Raw genomic sequence first — 20,314 nt, 5'->3', positions numbered from 1 at the left:
TCGCGGGTCGCTTCGGCGCGCGCCTGGCGGCCGGTGTTCGGGCGGGTCGGGCGCGCTCTCGATTCGAGGGAGGGAGACACCGCCTCACCCCATCACACGTCCCGCGTACCCGGCCGGGAGGTCGGTGACGCCGAGTATCCCCGGCGGTGCCGCGCGCACCGCGTCGATGGCGTTCACCACCCGGGCCGCGGTGGCGACGACGCCGGCGTGGGTCTCGCTGATCTCGCCGAGGCCGACGTGGCTGTTGATCTCGATCCCCGGATTGCCCTCGATCAGGACGCGGTGCACGCCGGCCCGGCCCGGGGGCGGGTAGGGCCAGTCCGGCGCCGCGGCGGGGGTGAGCCGGTTGACGTGCTCGACCACGATCACCGGGACGCCGTCGCGGATGCCCTCGGCGGCGAAGCGCACCGCGGCGACCCCGCCGGGTTCCACGCGCATCATGACGCAGTCGATGGCGGTCGGCGTCGCCCAGGTCTCCCACCGGTCGCGGACCTCGTCCAGCTCGACGCCGATCGCCTCGGCCAGCAGGCGGACGCTGCCGCCCCACGCCGAGGTGACGACGCCGGGCAGCGCCATGAGTACCGGTTCGGCGTCCGCGTTCGCGCCGAAGCCGAAGGTGGCGCCGGTGAAGTTGCCGTCGTCGTAGTCGGCGTAGTCGAAGACCTCCTGCACGACGACGCGCTCCGCGGTCCCGGCCAGGCTGAGCGCGGCCAGCGCCAGGGTGTCGCCGGAGTACCCGGGGTCGATGCCGTTGACGTACAGCGAACTCTTGCCGAACCGGCAGGCGTGGGTGAGCGGATCGACGATCCAGGCGTCCGCGGTCCGCGGGTTGACCAGCCAGACGAAGGAGGTCGCCACCACGTCGAGCCCGGAGCGCAGCAGCGCGCACAGGTCGACCAGCGCCTCCTCCGGCCTGGTCTCGGCCTGCGCGGTGAACACCACGCAGTCGGCGTCGAGGGCGAGCAGCTCGTCCAGGTTCCCGGTGGCTTTCACCCTGGTCGGGGCGTCGAGCCCGCACAGCTCGGCGGCATCGCGGCCCTGCTTCTCCGGCGACGCGGCGTGCACTCCGACCAGTTCGAGGTCGGGGCGTTCGATGATCATCCGCAACGCCTCCCTGCCCACGTTGCCGGTGGAGAACTGGATGACGCGGTGGGTCATGGGGCGATCCCTCTCGAGTGCTTGTCTGAAATCATAAAGCACTTTATGTTTTAGCCATGACGGAGACAACCCCTGCGGAATCCGACGTCCTGGCGGGCAAGGTCGCGATAGTCACGGGCACCAGCCGCGGTGTCGGGGTCGGCATCGCGCACGAACTGCTCAGGGCGGGCGCCACGGTGGTCGGCTGCTCGCGCCGCGAGCTTCCGGCGCTGCCCGGCGCCGATACCGTTCCCGGCGCGGGGTCGCGGGCCTTCCAGTGGGTGTGCGACCAGGGCGATCCCGACGGGATCGACCGGTTCGTCGGGCGGGTGGTCGAACGCTTCGGCAAGGTCGACATCCTGGTCAACAACGCGGGCGGCACCGTCCCGACCCCGCACGCCGAAGCGGTTCCCGAACTCGTGCAGCGGATGCAGGCCGCGCCGCGGGCCGCCGACGAGTTCACCCGCACGGCGCTGTTCCATTCCTTCGCCGTCCAGATGAATCTGATCAGCCCGCTCTGGTTCGCCGTCCGCGTCTACCGGGAGATGCGCACCGGCGCCGAGCGCGGCGCCATCATCAATATCTCCAGCGGCGCGGGGCATCCGGCCGGCTCCCCGAGCCTGGTCTCCTACGGTGCGGCCAAGGCGGGGCTGAACCACCTGACCCGCTCGCTGGCCGAGGAGTGGGGCGCGCACGCGCGGGTCAACTGCCTGGCGCTCGGCCCGACCATGACCGACAATTTCCAGCAGTTCGTGCTCCCCGCCGACGACCCCGACGGCCGCGACTACTTCGCCGCCGTGCCGCTCGGGCGCGCGGGCACCCCGGCCGAGGTCGGTCGCACCTGCGTCTTCCTCTGCTCCGGCCAAGCCGACTACATCAACGGAACGACGATCGAAATCGACGGCGGCATGCTGCCCGGCGTGCTCTACGACGCCGGTCTGAAAACCATCACCGACCTGCTCTGAAAGGCGACTACACCATGCTCGACACCACCCCGCTGCGGGTCGTCCAGTGGACGACGGGCAATGTCGCCCGCGCCGCCGTCCCCGCCGTGCTGCGGCACCCCCTGCTCGAACTCGTCGGCTGCTACGCCTGGTCGCCGGAGAAGGCGGGCCGCGATGCCGCGCTGCTCTGCGGCCTGCCCGAGCCGTGCGGGGTCGAGGCATCCGCCGACATCCCGGCGCTGCTCGCCCTGAAGCCGGACTGCGTCGTCTACACGCCGTTGCACCTGGACGCGGAGGTGGTCGAGCGGCTGCTGCGCGCGGGGATCAATGTGGTGACCACCGCCGAATTCCTCACCGGCCACAGCGTTCCCGAACTGCGCGAGCGCCTCGACGCCGCCGCCCGCGAAGGCGGGGCGAGTCTTTTCGGCAGCGGCATGAACCCCGGCTACACCCAGTTGCTCGGCGCGGTCGCCACCGGGATCTGTAGCGAGGTGCGGCACATCAGGACCGTGGAATCGGTCGACGTCAGCCACTTCGCCGCGGACTCGAACATGGACGCGCTCGGCTGGGGGCGGCCGCTGGGCGATCCCGGCCACGCCGACGACGTGCGCGCCGCGGTCGCGGTTTTCGAGGACGGCGTGTACGTCCTCGCGGATTGTCTCGGCATCACGCTCGACGCCGTCGAGTGCCGCGTCGAATTCGCCGCCGCCAAGCGCGATCTCGACCTGCCCGGGCGGCCCGTCGCGGCCGGGACCGTCGCCGGGCTGGACGTGCGGTTCGTCGGCATCAGCGGCGGCAGGGAGCTGATCGACCTGCATCAGCGCTGGGTGATGGATCACGAGGTGGAGCCGCCGATGCCCGCCGAGCACGGGTACCGGATCGAGGTCGACGGCAACCCGAAGGTCACGCTGACCCTCGGCCTGCTGCCCGATCAGCCGCTCGACACGCTCACCGCCGCGGACATGCACGGGATCGGGATGCGGATCACGGCGATGCCGATCGTGCACGCGATTCCGCACGTCGTCGCCGCGCGGCCCGGCATCGTCACCTACGCGGACCTGCCGGTCCCCGCCGCCCGCATCATCCGATAGGGACCGGCGGCGCAGCTCGATGCCGCCCACGCCGCCGGCTGGTCAGTGCAGCCGGGTGCCCATGAAATCGCGCGGTGCGCCCGGCCGGGCCGCCGCGCCGGAAGGTCACCGCGTCGGTGTGCCGACGCCGGGACGCCCGGTCCTGGCCTGGATCGCGGGCGCGAGCCAGCGGTGCAGGTAGGCACGCAGCTGTTCGGCATCGCGCGGCGGGTCGCCGCGGTCGGAGAGGAACGACTGCACGACGCGCAGCGCCCACTCGATCAGCTCGTCGAAGACCTCGTCTGCCACCGTCACTTCCGACCAGCCGCCCTCGGTCAGGACCGATTGGGCGATTTCCCGCGCGGCGGAGGAGGTCACGCTGCGCAGCAGCGTGTGGCTGGGTTCGTCGAGCAGCAGCTGGAGATACGGTTCGTCGGACACCTGGGTGACCGTGTGCACGACACCCTCGATGATCGCTTCCGACAGATCGTCGACCCCGCGCAGTCGGACACCGAGCCGCTCGATGAAGCGCCGGGTGCCGTCCTCGGCGGCGGCGATCAGCAGCGCGGCCGTGCTCGGGAAGTAGCGGTACACGGTCGCGCGGCTGACGCCGAGTTCGGTCGCGACCACGGCGAGGGTGGTCCGGGAGCCGACCCGCCGCACACACCGGTGGGTGGCGTCGATGATGCGGCGCACGGCCTCCTCGTCGGTGGCGGGCGGGGCTCCGCTCCAGCCGTGGGTTCGCATGGGCCGAGCCTAGCGGCGGCTGCCGTACCAGTGGCAGACGTCGTCGCCGCGGGCATAGCGCGCGAACCAGTCCGCCGCGAACGCGGGCATCGGCGCCTTTCCCGGGTCGTGGTAGGGCGTCTGGCTGAGCAGGACGCCCCCGATGGCCGACAGCTTCCGCGGCCAGCCGATGCGCGCGAAGGCGGGCGTCGGGCGGTGGCGATGGCGAACGGCGGCGATCAGCCCCGGGAGCGGCCGGATGGTGTGCGCGTCGATCCGGCGTTCCGCCTGCGGCACATGGGTATTGATGCCGTCGCTGATGAGCTCGACCATCCCGAACAGGTGCGCGATCACCCGGGGCAGTACCCGGGTGCGGTAGAACCGGTCGGGTACGACGGCGTTGTAGACGACGAGCGCCGAACTCCGGTGCTCCACCTCCTCGACGAAGTGCCAGAGCAGTAGCGAGGCGACCCGGTCGTCGCCGGGCCGGAAGAGGTGTTCCTCGTGGTCGAGGAGCATGGTGAAGAACGGGGTGAAGGTGGCCTCCAGGTCGGCGATGTAGGCCAGCCGGTACGGCAGTGCGGTGGTGGCGGTGAGTTCGTCGTAGGCCGCCTGCGCCGCGTCGAAGGTCTCCCGCAGCCCGGGGTAGCGGCGGATCAGCGCGCGCACGTGCAGGCGGTGGGCGCCCGCGTGCTGGGCCTCCTGCCGCAGGAAGGCGTCGGCCTCCGCGGCCGCCTCCGGGTCCGTGATCAGCGGCATCGCCTCGCGCACCGCGGCGACCACCATCTTCTCGAAGCAGATGGCGATGATCGAGACCATGTTCATGTAGGTGGAGAACGCCGGGTTCTGGGGATTCCAGTCGAACGGGACGTCGTCCTCGAAGTCGAACGGGAGTCTCCGGATCACCAGGTCCGTCATGGCTTTACCTCGCTTTCTGCCGGGGAGAGGGAGACCGCCGCGATGGCGGCCGCCGCGATGAGGAAGCACACCGTCGCGTACGGGAGGCTGCCTGCGGGGCCGCTGTCGGCGGGCCGCCCGGCGAGCCACAGTGCCGCGAGGGCGATCAGGTACAGCGGGCCGAACACCCGCACGTAGGGATTCGGTGGGAGGGCGCGCCCGCGCCGCCACTGATGCACCAGCGTTGCTCCGCCGACCGCCGCGAACAGCGCCAGATACGCCACATAGACCGCGACCCGCCACGGTCCGTCGGTCGAGACGTACCCGGCGAGCGCTATCGGGATATTGGTCAGAACCAGGCCGACGGGGATCAGGATCGCGGCCGCGAGACCGCGGAGCACCAACCGGCTCGGTGCCCGGGTTCCCGGTCTGCCGACGAGCAGCAGAACGAGCAGCGTGGTGAGCGCCGGGCCGACGGCGGCGAAGAACAGCACGCTGCTCATCGGGACGGCCGCCGGCGCCGGTTGGTTGATCGCGTTGTCGTAATTCCACGCCCACCATCGCAACCCGGGACCGAGCTGGTCGAACACCTCGTAGCAGCAGTGGTGCACGAAACCGACACAGAGCGCGCCGACGACGATGCCGCGGTCGCGGAAGACGCCGAGGCCGCGCACGATCTCGTAGGCGAGCGTCATGATCGCCGGGTAGAGCGCGACGATGTAGAGCGGTAGCCGGTCGTAGAGGAACTGCACCGTGAACACGTTGTGCGCGAAGACGGCGCCGAGCAGCTCCTCGGTGCCGAACACGCTCGGGAAGTACATCGGCGGTTCGACGATGAGCAGGTAGCCGATCGGAACGAACCACAGCAGCAGGTTCACCGGATCGCCGTCGCGGCGCAGCCGATACACGGCCCAGCCCAGTGCGAACGCCGCGCCCAGGACGATCACCAGTTCCAGCACCGGAAGTGTCCAGTTGGCCAGGGCGAACGGGTTGCTCACGCGCACGATCGGCGGCGCGTCGTGGCAGCTGAAGCCGAGTTCGCGGGTGAGCGCGTCGATATCGGGATGGCACTGCCCGGTCATCGCAGCCTCCGCACCGGGATCGAGGTCGGGCCGGACAGCGAGGGCGTCGTGGTCCACCGCACCGGCCCGGCGAGTTCGATCCGCTCGACGGTGTCGAGCAGCCGGTCGAGCGCCACCTCGACCTCGAGCCGGGCGAGCTGCGCGCCCATGCAGAAGTGGATTCCGTGCCCGAACGCGACGTGCCCGGTGTCGGGACGATCGATGTCGAAGCGGTCGGGGTCGGGAAAGCGGTCCGGGTCGCGGTTGGCTCCCGCGTAGAACAGGACGACCCGGGAGCGCGGCGGGATCACGGTCTCCGCGATCGCGAAGGGGGCCAGTGTTGTGCGGGCGACCCACTGCACCGGGGAGCCCCAGCGCAGCGTCTCCTCGGTCGTGGCCCGGATCAGCGTGCGGTCGGCGCGCAGCCGGTCGTAGAGGGCGGGGTCGCGGGCGAGCCGGACCAGGAGCATGCCGAGCAGGTTCGTCGTGGTCTCCGATCCGGCGATGAGCAGGATCACGACCGCGACCAGCGCCTCCACCTCCGACACGACACCGGCGTCGAGCGCGCGGCGGACCCGGCCGAAGACGTCGTCGCCGGGTTCGTCCCGGCGCCGGTCGAGCTCGTCCAGGACGAGCCGGCGGATCGTGAGCATGCCGGGGAAGGCCCGGCCCGCGGCGGCGAGGACGTCGGCGGCCGAGCGCACCGCGAACAGGGCGGTGAAGGCGTCCGAGTAGCGGCCCAGGTCGTCCCACCGGGCGCGGTCCAGGCCCAGGAGCAGCGAGATCGCCGATACCGGCAGCGGGGCGGTCAGCGCGGGGACGAGGTCGACGACGTCGCCGCCTGCCAGCGCGTCGATCCCGGGAGCGGCGAATTCGGCGAGCGAATCGCGCAGTGCGCGCACCGCGCCCGGGGTGAACGCGCCCGCGGTCACCCGGCGCAGCCGCGCGTGGTCGGGCTCGTCGGTGCTCACCACGCCGGGCATCGCGGTCGAGCGCAGCAGGATGCCGGAGCGCGACGACAGGGTGTCGTGCGCGCGCGTGGCCGCGAGGACATCGGCGTGCCGGGCGAGCATCCAGACGTCGAGGCGTTCGTTGACCGCGACGCGGTGCGCGCGGAGGCTTGCGAGGTCGGCGTGCGGGTCCGCGATCGAGGACGGATGCGTCGGGTCGAAGACGGTCCGCGCGACGTCCGGCCCGGCGGCCGCGGCCGCTGTCCGGCGCCGGTCCTCGAGGACGCCCGCGCCCATCATCCGCACCGAATCGCGCAGTGCCCCGGAGAATTCGCGCGGCTTCATCGGGTGAACCGGTAGTCGGCGAGGGACGAGCGCCTGGCGAAGCGCCTGGCGCCGGTGATGGTCTGCGGCCGGTGGTACACGCTCTCGCCCTGCGAGTTGACGTAGTAGCTGGGCACGTGCGGGTGGGTGCGGCCGAGGTAGAGGTGCGCGGTCCGCCCGGCCCGCCGCATGCGGGCGTCCCAGGCGTCGAACGCCTCCTCGCGCACCTCCACGACGGTCGCGCCCCGCGTATGGGCGACACCGATCACCCGGGCCACGTGCGCGGCGATGGTCTCCACGAAGTCCGTCCACCCCACCCCGACGAAGCCGTACGGGCCGACGATCTCCCAGCGATTCGGCAACCGCGGATGCGCGGTGCCCGCGTAGCTGTGCAGGCCGTGGTCGCGGTAGTAGTGGGCCAGGTCGAAACCGTCCGCTCCGACGACGGTTCCGGGCCGGTACGTCTCGGGGTCCGTCCACAGGTGGTAGCCGACCGCTGTGACAATCAGGTCGGCCGCGCGCTCGACCCCGTCGGTGGTCCTGATCCCGGTCGGGGTGACGCACTCGATCGGGGTGGTGATCAACCGGGTCGCGGGGTTGTTGAAGGCCGGGAGGTAGCTGCTCGAGATCACCGGACGCTTGCCGAGGATGCCGTGCCGGGGCAGCAGCTTCCGCCGGACGTCCTGGTCGTCGACGGTCAGCCGCAGCAGTGCGCGGAAGGCCTGCCGAGCGCCCGCGTCGTAGGCGCGGAAGGCGCCGAGCAGCAGCCGCTCCGGAAGCTTCGGCAGCAGGTGCACGACCGGAGTGAGGAACGCGAGGTCGAAGGCGAGCCTGCCCGCCACGTGCACGGCCGCGGCGACGCCGGGGAGGCGCAGCGCCGCGCGCACCGGCGCGGTGATCCGGAAGTCCGTCTTCGGCAGGATCCAGTTCGGCGTGCGCTGATAGACATCGAGCGCCGCCACCGTGCCCGAGAGCGCGGCGACGATCTGCACGCCGCTGGAGCCGGTGCCGACGACCGCGACGCGCTTGCCCGCGGTGTCGTAGGAGCTGTCCCAGGCATTCGGCCGCAGCACCGTTCCGGCGAAGGAGTCCAGCCCGGGGATGTCACCACCCTCTTTGGCGTCGACGTAGCCACCGACGGCGCTGACCAGGAATCTGGCGGTGACCGTCGGGCCGCCCTCGATGTCCAGCCGCCACATCCGCGCCCGGGCGTCCCACTGCTGCCGGCGAACGGTGCAGCCGGGGCGCAGCAGCGGGTAGAGCCCGAGCCGCCGTGCGGTGCCGGTCAAGTAGGCCTGGATCTCGGCCCCGGTGGCGAATACCCGGCTCCAGTCGCTGCTGCGCGCGAAGGAGAACTGGTACCACGGGAACGGGATGTCGACCGCGAGGCCGGGGTAGCGGTTGTCGCGCCACGACCCGCCGAAGTCGGCGCCGCGCTCCAGGATCGCCATCGACGTGACGCCCTGTTTCCCGAGCAGGTGTGCCGTCGCGATGCCGGCCGGTCCCGCCCCGATGATCGCGACCTCGACGTGGGGGGTCGCGCCTCCGTCCACCATGTCGCACCCCTTGCTGTTCGCCATACCGAATGGCTGACGATACATTAGTAGCACCGGTGTATCGCCTGAGTCCAGGGGTGCGGCCGGTGGTCACTCGCGGGCCGCGTCCAGCAGGGCTTTCCTGGTGGTGAATTTGACGCGGGGGCGGCCGGTCGCCGCGCCCGCGGCCTTCTCGGCGGCGTCGATGGCCTTCCATCCGGCGCGGTCGACGAAGCCGGGCCGGCGGGATTCGACCAGTTCGCGTAGTGCGGCGCGGTCGCCGCCGGGGGCCGCGAGTCTGCCCGCGGCGAAGTCGGCGAGGAGTTGCTCGACCGTCTCCTCGGAGTCGACCCGGTTGGAGCCGATCACGCCGCGGGCGCCGCGCTTGATCCAGCCGGTGACATAGACCCCGGGGAGGGGTTCGCCGTCCGCGAGCACCCGGCCCCGCTCATTGGGGACTACGCCGGCTCGGTCGTCGAAGGGCAGCGCGGGGACCGGCCGGCCGCGGTAGCCGATGGAGCGCAGTACCAGCCCGGTCTCGATAATCTCGGTTCGGCCGGTGGGCACGGCGCTGATCTGCCCGTTCTCTTCGACGAGTTCGTTGTGCGCGAACTCGACCGCGGTCACCCGGTCCGTGCCGAGCAGCGCGGTGGGGGAGGCGCGGAAGCGGAACACGATGCGCTTGTGCGCGAGGTCGCGCGGGGCACGCGCGTACTCCTCGGCCAGCGTGTACTTCATGCGCAGCGCGGGGTCGATCTCCTCGGCGCCGAGGTCGTCGGTGGACACCACCACGTCGACGTTCTCCAGGTGCGCGAGCGCCAGGAACTCGGGGGTGGTGTACGCCGCTTGCAGCGGGCCGCGCCGCCCCAGGATCACGACCTCGCTGATATTGCTCGCGCGCAGCGCCTCGAGGGCGTGGTCGGCGATATCGGTTCTCGCCAGCTCGTCCGGGTCGAGGGTCAGCACCCGGGCGATGTCGAGGGCGACATTGCCGTTGCCGACGATCACGGCGCGCCCGCCGGACAGGTCGTAACTGCGGTCGGCGTAGTCGGGGTGGCCGTTGTACCAGGCCACGAACTCCGTCGCCGAGACGCTGCCCGTCAGGTCCTCGCCGGGCACCCCGAGCCTGCGGTCGGTGGCCGCCCCGACGGCGTAGATCACAGCGTGGTGGTGGGCCAGCAGCTCCTCGTGCGTGATGTGCGTGCCGACCTCGACATCGAGGTAGTACTGCAGCGTGTCGCGGCGGAACGCCGCCTCGAACATGCCCGACACCGTCTTGGTGCCCGCGTGGTCCGGCGCCACCCCGGCGCGCACCAGCCCCCACGGCGTCGGCAGCCGATCGAAGAGCTCGACCTGGGAATCGGCGCGCCGCAGGATGGCGTCGGCGGCGTAGCAGGCGGCCGGGCCCGCGCCGACGATCGCCACCCGCAGCGTCCCCAGCTCCTTGGGCACGCGGCCAGGTGCGGGGGCCGGTGCGAACCCGGCCTCCAGCGGGTGGCGCTCGAAGTACTCGGCATTGATGTCCCGGTAGCGCTCGAGCGACGCGGTCAGATCCTCGACGGCGAAGACCGCGTCGACCGGGCAAGCGTCCGCGCAGGCCCCGCAGTCGATGCAGGTGTCGGGGTCGATGTGCAGCATCTCGGCGGTGGCGAACTCGGGCTGACCCGGGGTCGGGCGGATGCAGTCGACCGGGCACTCGGCGACGCAGCTCGCGTCGTTGCAGCACCGCTGGGTGATGACGTAGGCCATGCGCTCGATCCTCGGGTCGGTGCGGACAAATACTGTAAGAGTAACAGTAAGGCTTTCTGCTAGGATGTGGGCGATTGCGTTCGTGCGAGGAGGCCGGTCGATGAAGACCAAGGGTGCGCTGATCTGGGACTTCCACCAGCCGTGGTCGATCGAGGAGATCGAGATCGGGGAGCCGCGCGGCGGTGAGGTGAAGATCCGGATGGAGGCGGCCGGGCTCTGCCACTCCGATCACCACCTCGTGACCGGCGACATCCCGATGGCCTCCTTCCCGATCCTCGGCGGGCACGAAGGGGCGGGCGTCGTCATCGAGGTCGGCGCGGGAGTGGACGATATCGCGGTCGGTGACCACGTCGCGCTCTCGTTCATCCCGGCCTGCGGCCGATGTCCGTCCTGCCGGGCGGGCCGGACCAATCTCTGCGACCTCGGTGCCGGGCTGCTGGCTGGCACCTCCGTCAGCGACGGGTCGTTCCGGGTGCAAGCGCGCGGGCGCGACGTGTATCCGATGTCGCTGCTCGGCACCTTCGCGCCGTACCTGGTGGTGCACCGCAGCTCCGTGGTGAAGATCGATCCGGAGATCCCGTTCGCGGTCGCGGCCCTGCTGAGCTGCGGAGTGACAACCGGGTTCGGCGCGGTGGCGCGGTCGGCGGATGTGCGGCCGGGCGAGGATGTCGCGGTGATCGGGATCGGCGGTCTCGGCGCGGCTGCCATTCAAGCGGCGGTACTGGCCGGGGCCAGATACGTCTTCGCGATCGATCCGATCGCCTGGAAGCGCGAGCAGGCGCTGCACTTCGGCGCGACCCACGCCTTCCCCGACATGGCCGCCGTGTTCGCCGCCGTACCCGAGCTGACGGCGGGCGGGATGGCGGCGAAGGTGATCGTCACCGTCGGCCGCATGGAGGGCCGCGACCTCGACCTGTACCTGGCGCTCACCGCGAAGGCGGGCACCTGCGTCGTCGTGGCCATGGGTGGCGTTCTCGAGACCGAGACGACGCTGAACCTTTCGATGCTGACTCTGTTCCAGAAGAACGTTCAGGGCACAATCTTCGGTGCGGGAAATCCGCAGCACGATATTCCGCGGCTGCTGGCGCTCTATCGGGCGGGGAAGCTCAACCTCGACGACATGGTGACGCGCAGGTACCGGTTGGAAGATGTCAACGACGGCTATCGCGACATGCTGGAGGGGCGCAATATCCGGGGAGTCATTACCTTCACGGACGCCGATCGCTAACTGATCAGTTCAGAATGAGCCGGCGGCGTCAGCAGGGCGCGCCGCTTGTCCGTCCACGACTCACGAGAAAAGCCGATCGTATCGGTCGCCATCGCGTCGGCTTCCGCATCTTGCGCATGTCCGCCGATCACGGACTGCATCGAGGATCCAGGTGTTCACCGCGAAACGCCGTGGCCAGGCTTCGCCTCGTATGCGCCGGGTCCGGCGCTAGACTGCCCGGCCAGACACGCCGTTGCCCTTGCAACGGGGGGCGACCGGCCGAGGGGAGACGCAAGTGCCCGACCTGTTCAACGACGTCGGCGCACCGCGGCCCCGGGTTTTGATGTCACTGCACGCCGAGTACTACGACCTGATCATGGCCGGGGACAAGGTTTACGAATACCGCAAGCGCTACCCCACCACGAGCGCATCAACCTGGTACGTCTACCTCACCGCGCCTACCAGCACGCTGATCGCGGTCATTGACCTCGACGCGCCGATCACCGGCAGCCCCGACGAGATCGCCGAACTCGCCGAACGCGCCCGGCCCGGCAACGGAGCCCCGGTGCGCAACTACCTCGCCCCCGCCGGCCATGGTGTGGCCCTGCCCATCCGGCGCGTGCGCGAATACCCCGGATTGACCGCTACCGAAATCAGTGAAGCGCTCGGCAAATGGCATCCGCCCCAGGGACAGATGCTCATCGACCGTCACCCTCGGCTAGCGAAACTTTGCGACGAGTTGACCACCGCACAGACCGTGCGTGAACGTCACCTTCAACCCGAGGCGTCCGCCGCCCGTCCGCAACGCCGATGTGTCCGCAACACGCTTTTACTCTAGTTGGCTTTCAACGGAACTCGTGCTGCGATCTGCCACGAATACAGATTTCCGCGCTGTTCCAACGCGACCATTACTACCTCTGAGACGACGACGTCGATGCCTTCGATCGTCGCGTTCATCGCCTCCGCAGTCGCCGCTGCTCGCCCAGATAGCCCCTCATAGATCGGGTAGGCAATCGTGACGTGCGGTGGGGATGACGAGTCTTTCACCTGCGCATCCGGCAGTGCGAACAACGTCGCCTCTCTCAGCGAATCGCGGAGGGCAATAACAGATTCGGCAGGCGAGGCGACGAATCCGACCGCACCGCGAAGATTGGTCAGCCGCTCGAACCTGAGCGCGACCGGCGCCTGATCTGCGCAGATCTGGCGCGCGGCCGTCGCGATGGATGCGCGTTGCTCCGGTGCACTTGCTCCGTCATGGGCGATCCGGTCCAACGTGAGATGAAGTCCGTCGACCGGTGTCACATTGAAGTGGGCAGGGTCGATCTTCCGCTGGCAGGTCTTCGTCAGCGCATGAAGTTCCCGCGCGTGCTCGAAGGTCAGAAACCAGTAATGACCGAGCGGGCCGGTGTGCCTGTCACGGGGTTGCGGGCGTGAGCTGTCCGTCGTGCTCGTCATCGCTCCTCACGACTGCTCGCCAAGACGTCCGCCACCGTCCGCAGTTCCGGCGTCGTTCCCCACCGCGCGGCAGCGTCGTGCACGAACTCGGAACCCCGCCGCTGAACTTGCAGCATGAGCTTACCGCGCGTCGGCGTCAGCGCCTCGAGCATGATCGCCACCGCGGCGTCCAGGTCACCGTCCTTGCTGAGAACGCGCGACCGTGCCACGTCGATCATCACCAGTGAACGGCCCCACGGAGAGTTGGCGTCGGTCATTTCTGACAGCGCCACACCGGCGAACAGCTCGACCCGGTCCGATTCCGCCAACGACAAATAGGCCGTGGCCGCGTTCCCGGCGATCTGTGCCGGACTGTAACTCTCCAGCGAGATGCTGGACGGTACGCCTACCGGTGCATCGGCTCCCGGCAACAAATCGTATGCCCGGTCGACGGCGCGGTGCACGCCGTCGACATCGCCGAGTTTGCCGCAGGCTCGCGCGACCCCATTGATCGCCAGCCGAATAGCCTGCGGCCCGGCCCCGGAACGCTCGAGTCCGTCCTCCGCGTAGTGGAGTGCTTTGTCGAATCGGCCCGCATAGTATTCGCAGAAGCTTTGGAGGCCGCGTGCCCACGCTGCGAGATCATCGTCGTGGGCGTAGTCACTGAGCTGGAAGGACTCCTGGCAGTAGGCCCGTGCGAGTGATATCCGGGCACATCCGACGGCGATGTAGCCGAGCACACCCGAGGTCATGCCGGCAATCCTCGACAATCGACTTCGCTGCGCCGGATGGCTGCATCCATCGATGAGTTCCTCCAACCAGGCGCGTTGCTTCTCGAGAGGCGCGACCAGCGCAGCCACGTCGAGCGTTTCGTACCGGGCGATACTCCGGTACGTGCTGTCGTGCAGCTGATCGATGACGTCGAGATCGAGAGTTCGACTCAGCTTTCGAATACGGCCGAGCACCGTCAGTAATTCGTCGGAGACTCCCTGATCGGGACGTAATGCCGCTTCGGCATCGGCGGTGGCGATGTCCGGTGGGGGAGTCACGGCAGGCGTGTGCGCGTGTCGATCCCGCCACGCTGCTTCGCCTTCAGCGACGATTTGCTCGAATCTGGCTCGGTCATCGTCAGATGCCCTCGACTGGTACGTCGTATCCAGAATTGCCTGGGTGTTCGAACGTGGGACTACAGCGCTCAGGCCGCTGCGCCAATTGGCGATCGTGGTTGTGTCCACACCGAGCAGGGCCGCGAAGTCACGGACCGACTTTCTCATGGCCTCCTGCAATGCGGCTGCTTCGAAACCGGTCCATGCCCGCCCTCGTATCATCGCCCTCTGCCTACGTTTGTAGTGCTGACCTGGGCAAACCCCTACCGAAGCCCAACAGTACCCCAACGAACGCCCAGTCCGCGTCAAACCCGTTGTGGGCCAGAGTCGAACGCGGTACCCGGTACCGGGCTGACGCCTGGACCCCCGTCCGGCGCACCAGCCCGCCAGAGTGGCGGGCCAGTGGCGAAACGCCCCCGGTGCCGGGTACCACCGCCCGTTCTACTGCTTCGCCACGGAGGATTTCGGTGATCACCCTTTCGCTCGCCTATGCAAGTGCTCCGGTCGCGATGGGCGCCTCTCCACTCCGGCTACCGGTGCAGACCGAATTGGGCAGCGGGGGCTGAGGATATGCCGCTGTGGGTGAATCTGCTGCTCGCCGGGGTGGCGAGTGTGGGAGCGATTGGGCTGTTGGCCGGCGTGATGATGCTGGCGACCAGTCCGGGCCGCGATTTGAGCGCGGCCGAACCGACGCCGGGCGCCGATCCTGTCCACGCCACGTCAGAAATCTGGACGCACGATGCACCTGCCGAAACGTTCACGGCGGACCGAGCGCACCGCGAAATGCAGAATCACCGCGACTGCCTGCTGAATGAGTGCGCACGGAAGGCCGCCGCTTTCCAAACCCTTATCGAGGCTGGACGGGTGACTCCGGATTCGGGGCGGATGTGAACTGGGTGCGGACGTAGCGCGCGGTGCGGCGGGCGAGGAAGCCGGGCGCGATGCGGCCGATCACCCACCCCGCCCTGGTGCGGGCGGGCACGACGACCCGGGCGCGGTTGCGGGCGACTGCGGTGAGGACGTCGGCGGCGAGCCGGTCGGGGGAGTAGGCCCGCTCGGTGTTCTCGGCGCCGAGGAAGAAGGAGCGGCCGGCGAACCGGCTGCCGGTGGTGCTGTCCAGGATGGGCGTCTCGACCGCGGACGGGCACACCACGGTCACGCCGATGCCGTGGTGCACGGCCTCGGTGCGGAGCGCCTCGGAGAGCCCGACCACGGCGAACTTGGTGGCGCAGTAACTGGTCAGCAACCCGGAGGCCATCAGCCCGGCCGCCGAGGCGGTATTGACGATGTGGCCGCTGCCGGCGGCGATCATCCGCGGGTAGGCCGCCTGGATTCCGTGCACGACACCGCGCAGGTTGATGTCGATAATGCGGTTCCACTGGTCGAGCGTCAGCTCCTCGGTGGGGCCGCCGATCACGATCCCGGCATTGTTGAACAGCAGATCCAGTGGCTCGGCCGCGGCGACCGCCGCCTCGACGGCGGCCGCGTCGGTGACATCGAGCTCGACGCCGATCGCGCTGCCCGGCCCGGTAGCGGCGGCCGCCACCCGGGCGGCGGCCTCGGCGTCGATGTCGGCGCAGTGCACCCGCGCACCGGCCGCTACGAGCGCGCGGGTGAGCGCGGCGCCGATGCCGGAGCCGCCGCCGGTGACGAGGGCGGTGCGGCCGGTGAAGCGCTCGCTCATCCCAGCGCCGCCAGGTGCTTGCGCAGGTTCGGGTACCGCATGAGGTGCGCGCCGCCGTTGATGTCGAGCACCTCGCCGGTGATCCAGCTCGCCTCGTCGGAGCAGAGGAAGACGGCGGCGGCGGCGACCTCCTCGGGGGTGCCGGGGCGGCCGAGCGGCGTGTTCTCCAGGTAGTCCTCGCGGATGCCGGGAATGCCGTCGATGCCCTCGGTGAGCGGGGTGATCACCAGGCCGGGAGCGATGGCGTTCACCCGGATGCCGCGCGGCGCCAGTTCCAGCGCGGCGACCTGGGTGAGCATGGAGAGCCCCGCCTTCGAGGCGCAGTAGGCGGAGAGCCCCTCGCCGGGCTGCCTGCCGTTCAGCGAGGTCAGCGAGACGATGGCGCCGCCGTCGGTGAGCACCCGGCCGGCGTGCTTGAGCACGAGGAAGGCGCCGACGAGGTTCGTGTCGAGCACCCGGCGCCACTCGGCGGTGTCGTGCTCGGCGATCGGGCCCCAGAAGCTGGTGCCGACGGTGTTCACGACGGTGCGCACCGGCCCGAGCGCGGCCGCCTCGGCGAAGAGCTCCGCCACCGACGCCTCGTCGGTGATCTCGGTTTCCCGCGCGGTGCCGCCGATCGCCTCGGCGACGGCGCGGGCCCCCGCGCCGTCGCGGTCGGCGACCAGGACCCGGGCGCCGGTGGCCGCCACGGCGCGGGCGGTGGCCGCGCCGAGCCCGGAGGCCCCGCCGATCACCACGGCTGTTCGATCGTTGCTCACGGTACCTCCGGTTTTTCCTGCCGACAGCTGACCGTTTGCCATACTATTCGACATACCGAAATACCAACAGAAGGTTTGTCGACATGGGAGTGTTCCAGCCGTCTTCGACGGCGATCATCGGCGCGGGCATCGCCGGGCTGACCGCGGGGAAGATGCTCGCCGACTACGGCGTTCCGTACACCTGCTTCGAGGCGTCCGACCGCATCGGCGGCAACTGGGCCTTCGGCAACCCGAACGGCCATTCCAGCGCCTACCGGTCGCTGCACATCGACACCTCGAAGTACCAGTTGTCCTTTCGCGACTTCCCGATGCCGGAGTCGTACCCCGACTTCCCGCACCACAGCCTGATCAAGCGGTACCTGGACGACTACGCCGCCTCCTTCGACCTGCTCGACAACATCGAGTTCGGCACCGCGGTGGTCCGCGCCGAACACCGCCCCGAGGGCGGCTGGACGCTGCACCTCGGCACCGGCGAGCAGCGCGAGGCCGAGTTCCTGGTGGTCGCCAACGGCCACCACTGGGACCCGCGCTTCCCCGACTTCCCCGGCCACTTCGACGGGGAGGTGATCCACTCGCACGCCTACATCGACCCGGCGCACCCGCTCGACCTGCGGGACAAGCGCATCCTGGTGGTCGGGCTCGGCAACAGCGCCGCCGACATCACGGTGGAGCTCTCCTCGCGGGCGCTCGGCAATACCGTGTACCTCTCCACCCGCTCCGGCTCCTGGATCGTGCCGAAGTACATGGCGGGGCGGCCGGTCGACAAGTACGGCGCGGCGCTGCCCTTCGTCCCGCGCCCGGTCTACCGCGCTGCGGTGAACGCCTTCGCCGAGTTCATCTCCGGCAACCCGGAGCGCTGGGGGCTGCCGCGCCCGCAGCACCGGTTCCTGGACGCGCACGGCACCCAGTCGGTGGAGCTGCCGCTGCGGCTCGGCTCCGGCGACGTGCTGCCGAAGCCGGACATCAGCGAGCTGGACGGCTCGCTGGTGCGCTTCGCCGACGGCAGCAGCGCCGAATTCGACGTCATCATCTACGCCACCGGGTACAACATCACCTTCCCCTTCTTCGACCCGGACTTCCTCAGCGCGCCGGGCAACCGCATCCGGCTCTATAAGCGAATCCTGCGGCCGGGCACCCCGGACCTGGCGTTCGCCGGGCTGGCCCAGTCGGTGCCGACGCTGTTTCCGTTCGTGGAGTGCCAGGCCAGGCTGATCGCCGCCTACGCGGCGGGGGAGTACCTGCCACCCGCGGCGGCGGAGATGGAGCGGATCATCACCGCGGACGAGCAGCTCTACCTCGGGCAGGTGCTGGATCGCCCACGGCATACCCAGCAGGTCGAGTTCTTCCACTACGAGCGGCAGTTGCGGCTCACCGAGCTGCCGGAGGGCCGCCGCCGGGCACAGGGTGCCGCACCGGCGCGGGAGCTGGTGGCCTGATGCTGGAGACGACCTTCGACTCCGCCGGGGTGCAGTGCCACGCCTGGCATTTCCCGGCCGGCACCGATCGCCTGGCGAGCCCCGCCGGACGCCCGGCCGTCGTCATGGCGCACGGTTTCGCCGGCACCAAGGACTGCGGCCTCGACTCCTTCGCCTCGGGCCTCGCCGCCGCCGGCGCCGACGTGCTGGCCTTCGACTACCGCGGCTTCGGCGCCAGCGAAGGCACACCGCGACAGGTGATCTCGCCCGCCGCGCAGCTGGCCGACTACCGCGCCGCGCTCGACGCCGCGGCTCGGCTGCCCGGCGTCGACCCGCAGCGGCTGGTGCTGTGGGGCGTCTCCATGGCGGGCGGAACAGTGCTGGAGGCGGCGGCCGGACGCACCGACATCGCGGCGGTGATCGCGCTGACACCGCTGGTCACCGGCGCCGTCGAGCGCTCGGCCCCACTGCCCACCCGCCCGGTGCCGGCGGCGGAGCCGGGCTGGCACCGCGCGGGAACGACCGCGCGGCTGCTCTTCACCGCCGCCCGCGACCGCCGCGCCGCCGCGGCCGGGCGGAGCCGGGTCACCCTGCCCGCCGTCGGCGAGCCGGGCGAGTTGGCGCTGCTCACGCTGCCGGGCGCCACCGCGGACTATCTCTCCATCGCCGGGCCGACCTGGCGCAACGAGGTGAACGCGAGCATCGCCATCGACGCGATCCGCAACGCCCCGGTGCGGGCCGCGGCGCAGGTGCGCTGCCCGGTCCTGTTCCAGCTGGCCGAGTACGACCGCTACGTGCCGCGCGCGGCGGCGCTGAAGGCCGCAAAGCGCGCGCGGGCGCAGGTCCGGCGCTACCCGTGCGACCACTTCGAGGTGTACCCGGGCAAGCGCTGGCACGACCCGATCCGCGACCACCAGGCGCGGTTCCTGAGCCGGGTGCTCGCTCCCGCCTGAAACGAGAAGAGCCCGGACATCCGCGTCGGATGTCCGGGCTCTCCCGCGTGGGTTACTCGGCCGCCTGGTGCGCGGTGGCCGCGTCGATCTGGGACTTGAAAGCGGCCAGCTTCTCCGCGGCCGTCGTCTGGTGGTGGCTCAGTGCCCTGATGCTGACGTCGTGGCCCGCCGAGGCGGCGCGCAGCGCGCCGACGGTGGCCTTCTCCCGCGGCACGTGCTTGAACGGGTCGAAGGAGTACCACTTCAGGGCATTGAGGTGGGTCATCTTGGTGATCTCGTCGTCGGTCACGTTCTCCGCCTCGAAGACCGCGCTCAGCTGCTCGGGGGCGCCGGGCCACATGGAGTCGCTGTGCGGGTAGTCCATCTCCCAGGCGATATTGTCGATGCCGATCTCGTTGCGCAGCCTGACCCCGATCGGGTCGCTGATGAAGCAGGTCAGGAAGTGGTCGCGGAAGACCTCGCTGGGCAGCTTGCCGCCGAAGTCCTGCATGGTCCAGGTGGAGTGCATGTCGTAGGTGCGGTCGATGCGCTCCAGGAAGTAGGGGATCCAGCCGGTGCCGCCCTCGGAGAGCCCGATCTTGAGATCCTTGTACTCCTTCACCGGGCGCGACCAGAGCAGGTCGGCGGCGGCGGAGACGATATTCATCGGCTGCAGCGTGATCATCACGTCCGGCGGCGAGTCGGTGGCCGGGATGGACAGCTTGCCGGAGGAGCCGATGTGCACGTTGAGCACGGTGTCGGTGTCGACGAGCGCCTTCCACAGCGGGTTCCAGTACTCGTGGTGGAAGCTGGGGTAGCCGAGCGCGGCGGGGTTCTCGGTGAAGGTGAGCGAGTGCACGCCCTTCTTCGACACCCGGCGCACCTCGGCCGCGCAGAGCTCGGCGTCCCAGATCACCGGCAGCGCCATCGGGATGAAGCGGCCGGGGTAGGCGCCGCACCACTCCTCGATGTGCCAGTCGTTGTAGGCCTGGACCAGGGCGAGCGAGAAGTCGGAGTCCTCGGTGGCGAAGAGCCGGGCGGCGAAGCCGGGGAAGGACGGGAAGTTCATCTGCGCCAGCACGCCGCCCGCGTTCATGTCCTTGACCCGCTCGTCGACGTTGTAGCAGCCGGGGCGGATCTCGTCGAGGCCCTCGGGCTCGAGGCCGTACTCCTCCTTCGGGCGGCCCGCGACGGCGTTCAGGGCGACGTTCGGGATCACCCGGTCGCGGAACTTCCACATGTCGGCGCCGTTCTCCATGCGCACCAGCTTGGGTGCGTCGTCGGCGTACTTGGCGGGCAGCCTGCCGTCGAACATGTCGGGTGGTTCGATGATGTGGTCGTCGACGCTGACCAGGATCATGTCGTTCTTGTCCACGGGTGGTACT

The 20,314-nt window shown here is 70.0% G+C and carries 20 protein-coding genes; 7 read left to right on the top strand and 13 right to left on the bottom strand.

Annotation, left to right across the window (positions count from 1 at the left end; genetic code table 11):
• Nucleotides 1-84 precede the first annotated feature (84 nt).
• Nucleotides 85-1,158 carry a dihydrodipicolinate reductase gene (locus ACFUUZ_RS11145; RefSeq protein ID WP_378694897.1) on the bottom strand — a complete coding sequence of 358 codons (1,074 nt, stop codon included), beginning with the start codon at nucleotides 1,156-1,158 and terminating at the stop codon, nucleotides 85-87.
• A gap of 56 nt (nucleotides 1,159-1,214) precedes the next feature.
• On the opposite strand from ACFUUZ_RS11145, the gene ACFUUZ_RS11140 reads away from it, so the two are divergent.
• Together ACFUUZ_RS11140 and ACFUUZ_RS11135 are read left to right on the top strand one after the other, a co-directional pair.
• The gene (locus ACFUUZ_RS11140; RefSeq protein WP_378694895.1) at nucleotides 1,215-2,102 is read left to right on the top strand and encodes an SDR family NAD(P)-dependent oxidoreductase; all 888 of its coding nucleotides are present in this window, start codon (nucleotides 1,215-1,217) and stop codon (nucleotides 2,100-2,102) included.
• Nucleotides 2,103-2,116: 14 nt separating this feature from the next.
• Nucleotides 2,117-3,172, top strand: coding sequence for a dihydrodipicolinate reductase (locus tag ACFUUZ_RS11135; protein WP_378694893.1), 1,056 nt, complete (start codon nucleotides 2,117-2,119; stop codon nucleotides 3,170-3,172).
• A 105-nt stretch (nucleotides 3,173-3,277) separates the two neighbouring features.
• Here ACFUUZ_RS11135 and ACFUUZ_RS11130 read toward each other — a convergent pair whose 3' ends face one another.
• The 6 genes from ACFUUZ_RS11130 to ACFUUZ_RS11105 form a co-directional block, all read right to left on the bottom strand.
• Nucleotides 3,278-3,898: a TetR/AcrR family transcriptional regulator gene (locus ACFUUZ_RS11130; protein ID WP_378694891.1), complete on the bottom strand. Its 621-nt coding sequence runs from the start codon at nucleotides 3,896-3,898 to the stop codon at nucleotides 3,278-3,280.
• 9 nt (nucleotides 3,899-3,907) lie between these two features.
• Nucleotides 3,908-4,795, bottom strand: a complete 888-nt coding sequence (locus ACFUUZ_RS11125) for a metal-dependent hydrolase (protein ID WP_378694889.1) — start codon at nucleotides 4,793-4,795, stop codon at nucleotides 3,908-3,910.
• Nucleotides 4,792-5,856: a hypothetical protein gene (locus ACFUUZ_RS11120; RefSeq protein ID WP_378694887.1), complete on the bottom strand. Its 1,065-nt coding sequence runs from the start codon at nucleotides 5,854-5,856 to the stop codon at nucleotides 4,792-4,794. Before ACFUUZ_RS11120 ends, ACFUUZ_RS11125 begins: the two co-directional genes overlap by 4 nt.
• Nucleotides 5,853-7,130, bottom strand: coding sequence for a cytochrome P450 (locus ACFUUZ_RS11115; protein ID WP_378694885.1), 1,278 nt, complete (start codon nucleotides 7,128-7,130; stop codon nucleotides 5,853-5,855). Before ACFUUZ_RS11115 ends, ACFUUZ_RS11120 begins: the two co-directional genes overlap by 4 nt.
• Nucleotides 7,127-8,665 carry a flavin-containing monooxygenase gene (locus ACFUUZ_RS11110; RefSeq protein ID WP_378694883.1) on the bottom strand — a complete coding sequence of 513 codons (1,539 nt, stop codon included), beginning with the start codon at nucleotides 8,663-8,665 and terminating at the stop codon, nucleotides 7,127-7,129. The genes ACFUUZ_RS11115 and ACFUUZ_RS11110 overlap by 4 nt, the downstream gene beginning before the upstream one ends.
• A 90-nt stretch (nucleotides 8,666-8,755) precedes the next feature.
• Nucleotides 8,756-10,393: an FAD-dependent oxidoreductase gene (locus ACFUUZ_RS11105; RefSeq protein ID WP_378694881.1), complete on the bottom strand. Its 1,638-nt coding sequence runs from the start codon at nucleotides 10,391-10,393 to the stop codon at nucleotides 8,756-8,758.
• Between the two features lie 100 nt (nucleotides 10,394-10,493).
• Between ACFUUZ_RS11105 and ACFUUZ_RS11100 the strand changes: the two genes are divergently transcribed.
• Nucleotides 10,494-11,621 (top strand): NDMA-dependent alcohol dehydrogenase, encoded by a 1,128-nt coding sequence (locus ACFUUZ_RS11100; RefSeq protein ID WP_378694932.1) that lies wholly within the window; start codon nucleotides 10,494-10,496, stop codon nucleotides 11,619-11,621.
• On the opposite strand, the gene ACFUUZ_RS11095 is transcribed toward ACFUUZ_RS11100, so the two are convergent.
• Nucleotides 11,618-11,761: a hypothetical protein gene (locus ACFUUZ_RS11095; RefSeq protein WP_378694879.1), complete on the bottom strand. Its 144-nt coding sequence runs from the start codon at nucleotides 11,759-11,761 to the stop codon at nucleotides 11,618-11,620. The two genes, ACFUUZ_RS11100 and ACFUUZ_RS11095, sit on opposite strands and share 4 nt — an antisense overlap.
• 134 nt (nucleotides 11,762-11,895) lie before the next feature.
• Between ACFUUZ_RS11095 and ACFUUZ_RS11090 the strand changes: the two genes are divergently transcribed.
• Nucleotides 11,896-12,438 carry a hypothetical protein gene (locus ACFUUZ_RS11090; protein WP_378694877.1) on the top strand — a complete coding sequence of 181 codons (543 nt, stop codon included), beginning with the start codon at nucleotides 11,896-11,898 and terminating at the stop codon, nucleotides 12,436-12,438.
• Here the strand turns inward: ACFUUZ_RS11090 and ACFUUZ_RS11085 are convergent.
• Both ACFUUZ_RS11085 and ACFUUZ_RS11080 read right to left on the bottom strand, forming a co-directional pair.
• Nucleotides 12,435-13,055, bottom strand: coding sequence for a 2'-5' RNA ligase family protein (locus ACFUUZ_RS11085; RefSeq protein WP_378694875.1), 621 nt, complete (start codon nucleotides 13,053-13,055; stop codon nucleotides 12,435-12,437). The genes ACFUUZ_RS11090 and ACFUUZ_RS11085 overlap by 4 nt on opposite strands.
• Nucleotides 13,052-14,308, bottom strand: a complete 1,257-nt coding sequence (locus ACFUUZ_RS11080) for a hypothetical protein (RefSeq protein WP_378694873.1) — start codon at nucleotides 14,306-14,308, stop codon at nucleotides 13,052-13,054. The genes ACFUUZ_RS11085 and ACFUUZ_RS11080 overlap by 4 nt, the downstream gene beginning before the upstream one ends.
• Before the next feature lie 414 nt (nucleotides 14,309-14,722).
• Between ACFUUZ_RS11080 and ACFUUZ_RS11075 the strand changes: the two genes are divergently transcribed.
• Nucleotides 14,723-15,031 (top strand): hypothetical protein, encoded by a 309-nt coding sequence (locus tag ACFUUZ_RS11075; protein ID WP_378694871.1) that lies wholly within the window; start codon nucleotides 14,723-14,725, stop codon nucleotides 15,029-15,031.
• On the opposite strand, the gene ACFUUZ_RS11070 is transcribed toward ACFUUZ_RS11075, so the two are convergent.
• Nucleotides 14,988-15,824 (bottom strand): SDR family NAD(P)-dependent oxidoreductase, encoded by an 837-nt coding sequence (locus ACFUUZ_RS11070; RefSeq protein ID WP_378694869.1) that lies wholly within the window; start codon nucleotides 15,822-15,824, stop codon nucleotides 14,988-14,990. The genes ACFUUZ_RS11075 and ACFUUZ_RS11070 overlap by 44 nt on opposite strands.
• Nucleotides 15,821-16,582, bottom strand: coding sequence for an SDR family NAD(P)-dependent oxidoreductase (locus ACFUUZ_RS11065; RefSeq protein ID WP_378694867.1), 762 nt, complete (start codon nucleotides 16,580-16,582; stop codon nucleotides 15,821-15,823). The genes ACFUUZ_RS11070 and ACFUUZ_RS11065 overlap by 4 nt, the downstream gene beginning before the upstream one ends.
• A gap of 83 nt (nucleotides 16,583-16,665) precedes the next feature.
• Here ACFUUZ_RS11065 and ACFUUZ_RS11060 point away from each other — a divergent pair, with 83 nt between their 5' ends.
• Together ACFUUZ_RS11060 and ACFUUZ_RS11055 are read left to right on the top strand one after the other, a co-directional pair.
• Entirely contained in the window at nucleotides 16,666-18,018 is a 1,353-nt protein-coding gene (locus ACFUUZ_RS11060) for a flavin-containing monooxygenase (RefSeq protein WP_378694865.1), read from the top strand.
• Nucleotides 18,018-18,950, top strand: a complete 933-nt coding sequence (locus ACFUUZ_RS11055) for an alpha/beta hydrolase (protein ID WP_378694863.1) — start codon at nucleotides 18,018-18,020, stop codon at nucleotides 18,948-18,950. Before ACFUUZ_RS11060 ends, ACFUUZ_RS11055 begins: the two co-directional genes overlap by 1 nt.
• Nucleotides 18,951-19,002: 52 nt before the next feature.
• Here the strand turns inward: ACFUUZ_RS11055 and ACFUUZ_RS11050 are convergent, their stop codons facing one another.
• Nucleotides 19,003-20,304 carry an amidohydrolase family protein gene (locus tag ACFUUZ_RS11050; protein ID WP_378694861.1) on the bottom strand — a complete coding sequence of 434 codons (1,302 nt, stop codon included), beginning with the start codon at nucleotides 20,302-20,304 and terminating at the stop codon, nucleotides 19,003-19,005.
• Between the last annotated feature and the right edge of the window lie 10 nt (nucleotides 20,305-20,314).

Origin of the sequence: Nocardia sp. NPDC057353 (assembly GCF_042667085.1) — a bacterium.
Lineage (GTDB): Bacteria > Actinomycetota > Actinomycetes > Mycobacteriales > Mycobacteriaceae > Nocardia.
Note: the sequence above shows the minus strand (reverse complement) of the source record. Positions and strands in the feature narration are given on the sequence as shown.

Excerpts from the sequence above, each read along its gene's own strand:
- ACFUUZ_RS11145 (WP_378694897.1), bottom strand. The coding sequence starts at position 1,158 with ATGACCCACCGCGTCATCCAGTTCTCCACCGGCAACGTGGGCAGGGAG.
- ACFUUZ_RS11140 (WP_378694895.1), top strand. The coding sequence starts at position 1,215 with ATGACGGAGACAACCCCTGCGGAATCCGACGTCCTGGCGGGCAAGGTC.
- ACFUUZ_RS11135 (WP_378694893.1), top strand. The coding sequence starts at position 2,117 with ATGCTCGACACCACCCCGCTGCGGGTCGTCCAGTGGACGACGGGCAAT.
- ACFUUZ_RS11130 (WP_378694891.1), bottom strand. The coding sequence starts at position 3,898 with ATGCGAACCCACGGCTGGAGCGGAGCCCCGCCCGCCACCGACGAGGAG.
- ACFUUZ_RS11125 (WP_378694889.1), bottom strand. The coding sequence starts at position 4,795 with ATGACGGACCTGGTGATCCGGAGACTCCCGTTCGACTTCGAGGACGAC.
- ACFUUZ_RS11120 (WP_378694887.1), bottom strand. The coding sequence starts at position 5,856 with ATGACCGGGCAGTGCCATCCCGATATCGACGCGCTCACCCGCGAACTC.
- ACFUUZ_RS11115 (WP_378694885.1), bottom strand. The coding sequence starts at position 7,130 with ATGAAGCCGCGCGAATTCTCCGGGGCACTGCGCGATTCGGTGCGGATG.
- ACFUUZ_RS11110 (WP_378694883.1), bottom strand. The coding sequence starts at position 8,665 with ATGGTGGACGGAGGCGCGACCCCCCACGTCGAGGTCGCGATCATCGGG.
- ACFUUZ_RS11105 (WP_378694881.1), bottom strand. The coding sequence starts at position 10,393 with ATGGCCTACGTCATCACCCAGCGGTGCTGCAACGACGCGAGCTGCGTC.
- ACFUUZ_RS11100 (WP_378694932.1), top strand. The coding sequence starts at position 10,494 with ATGAAGACCAAGGGTGCGCTGATCTGGGACTTCCACCAGCCGTGGTCG.
- ACFUUZ_RS11095 (WP_378694879.1), bottom strand. The coding sequence starts at position 11,761 with ATGCAGTCCGTGATCGGCGGACATGCGCAAGATGCGGAAGCCGACGCG.
- ACFUUZ_RS11085 (WP_378694875.1), bottom strand. The coding sequence starts at position 13,055 with ATGACGAGCACGACGGACAGCTCACGCCCGCAACCCCGTGACAGGCAC.
- ACFUUZ_RS11080 (WP_378694873.1), bottom strand. The coding sequence starts at position 14,308 with ATGAGAAAGTCGGTCCGTGACTTCGCGGCCCTGCTCGGTGTGGACACA.
- ACFUUZ_RS11070 (WP_378694869.1), bottom strand. The coding sequence starts at position 15,824 with ATGAGCGAGCGCTTCACCGGCCGCACCGCCCTCGTCACCGGCGGCGGC.
- ACFUUZ_RS11060 (WP_378694865.1), top strand. The coding sequence starts at position 16,666 with ATGGGAGTGTTCCAGCCGTCTTCGACGGCGATCATCGGCGCGGGCATC.
- ACFUUZ_RS11055 (WP_378694863.1), top strand. The coding sequence starts at position 18,018 with ATGCTGGAGACGACCTTCGACTCCGCCGGGGTGCAGTGCCACGCCTGG.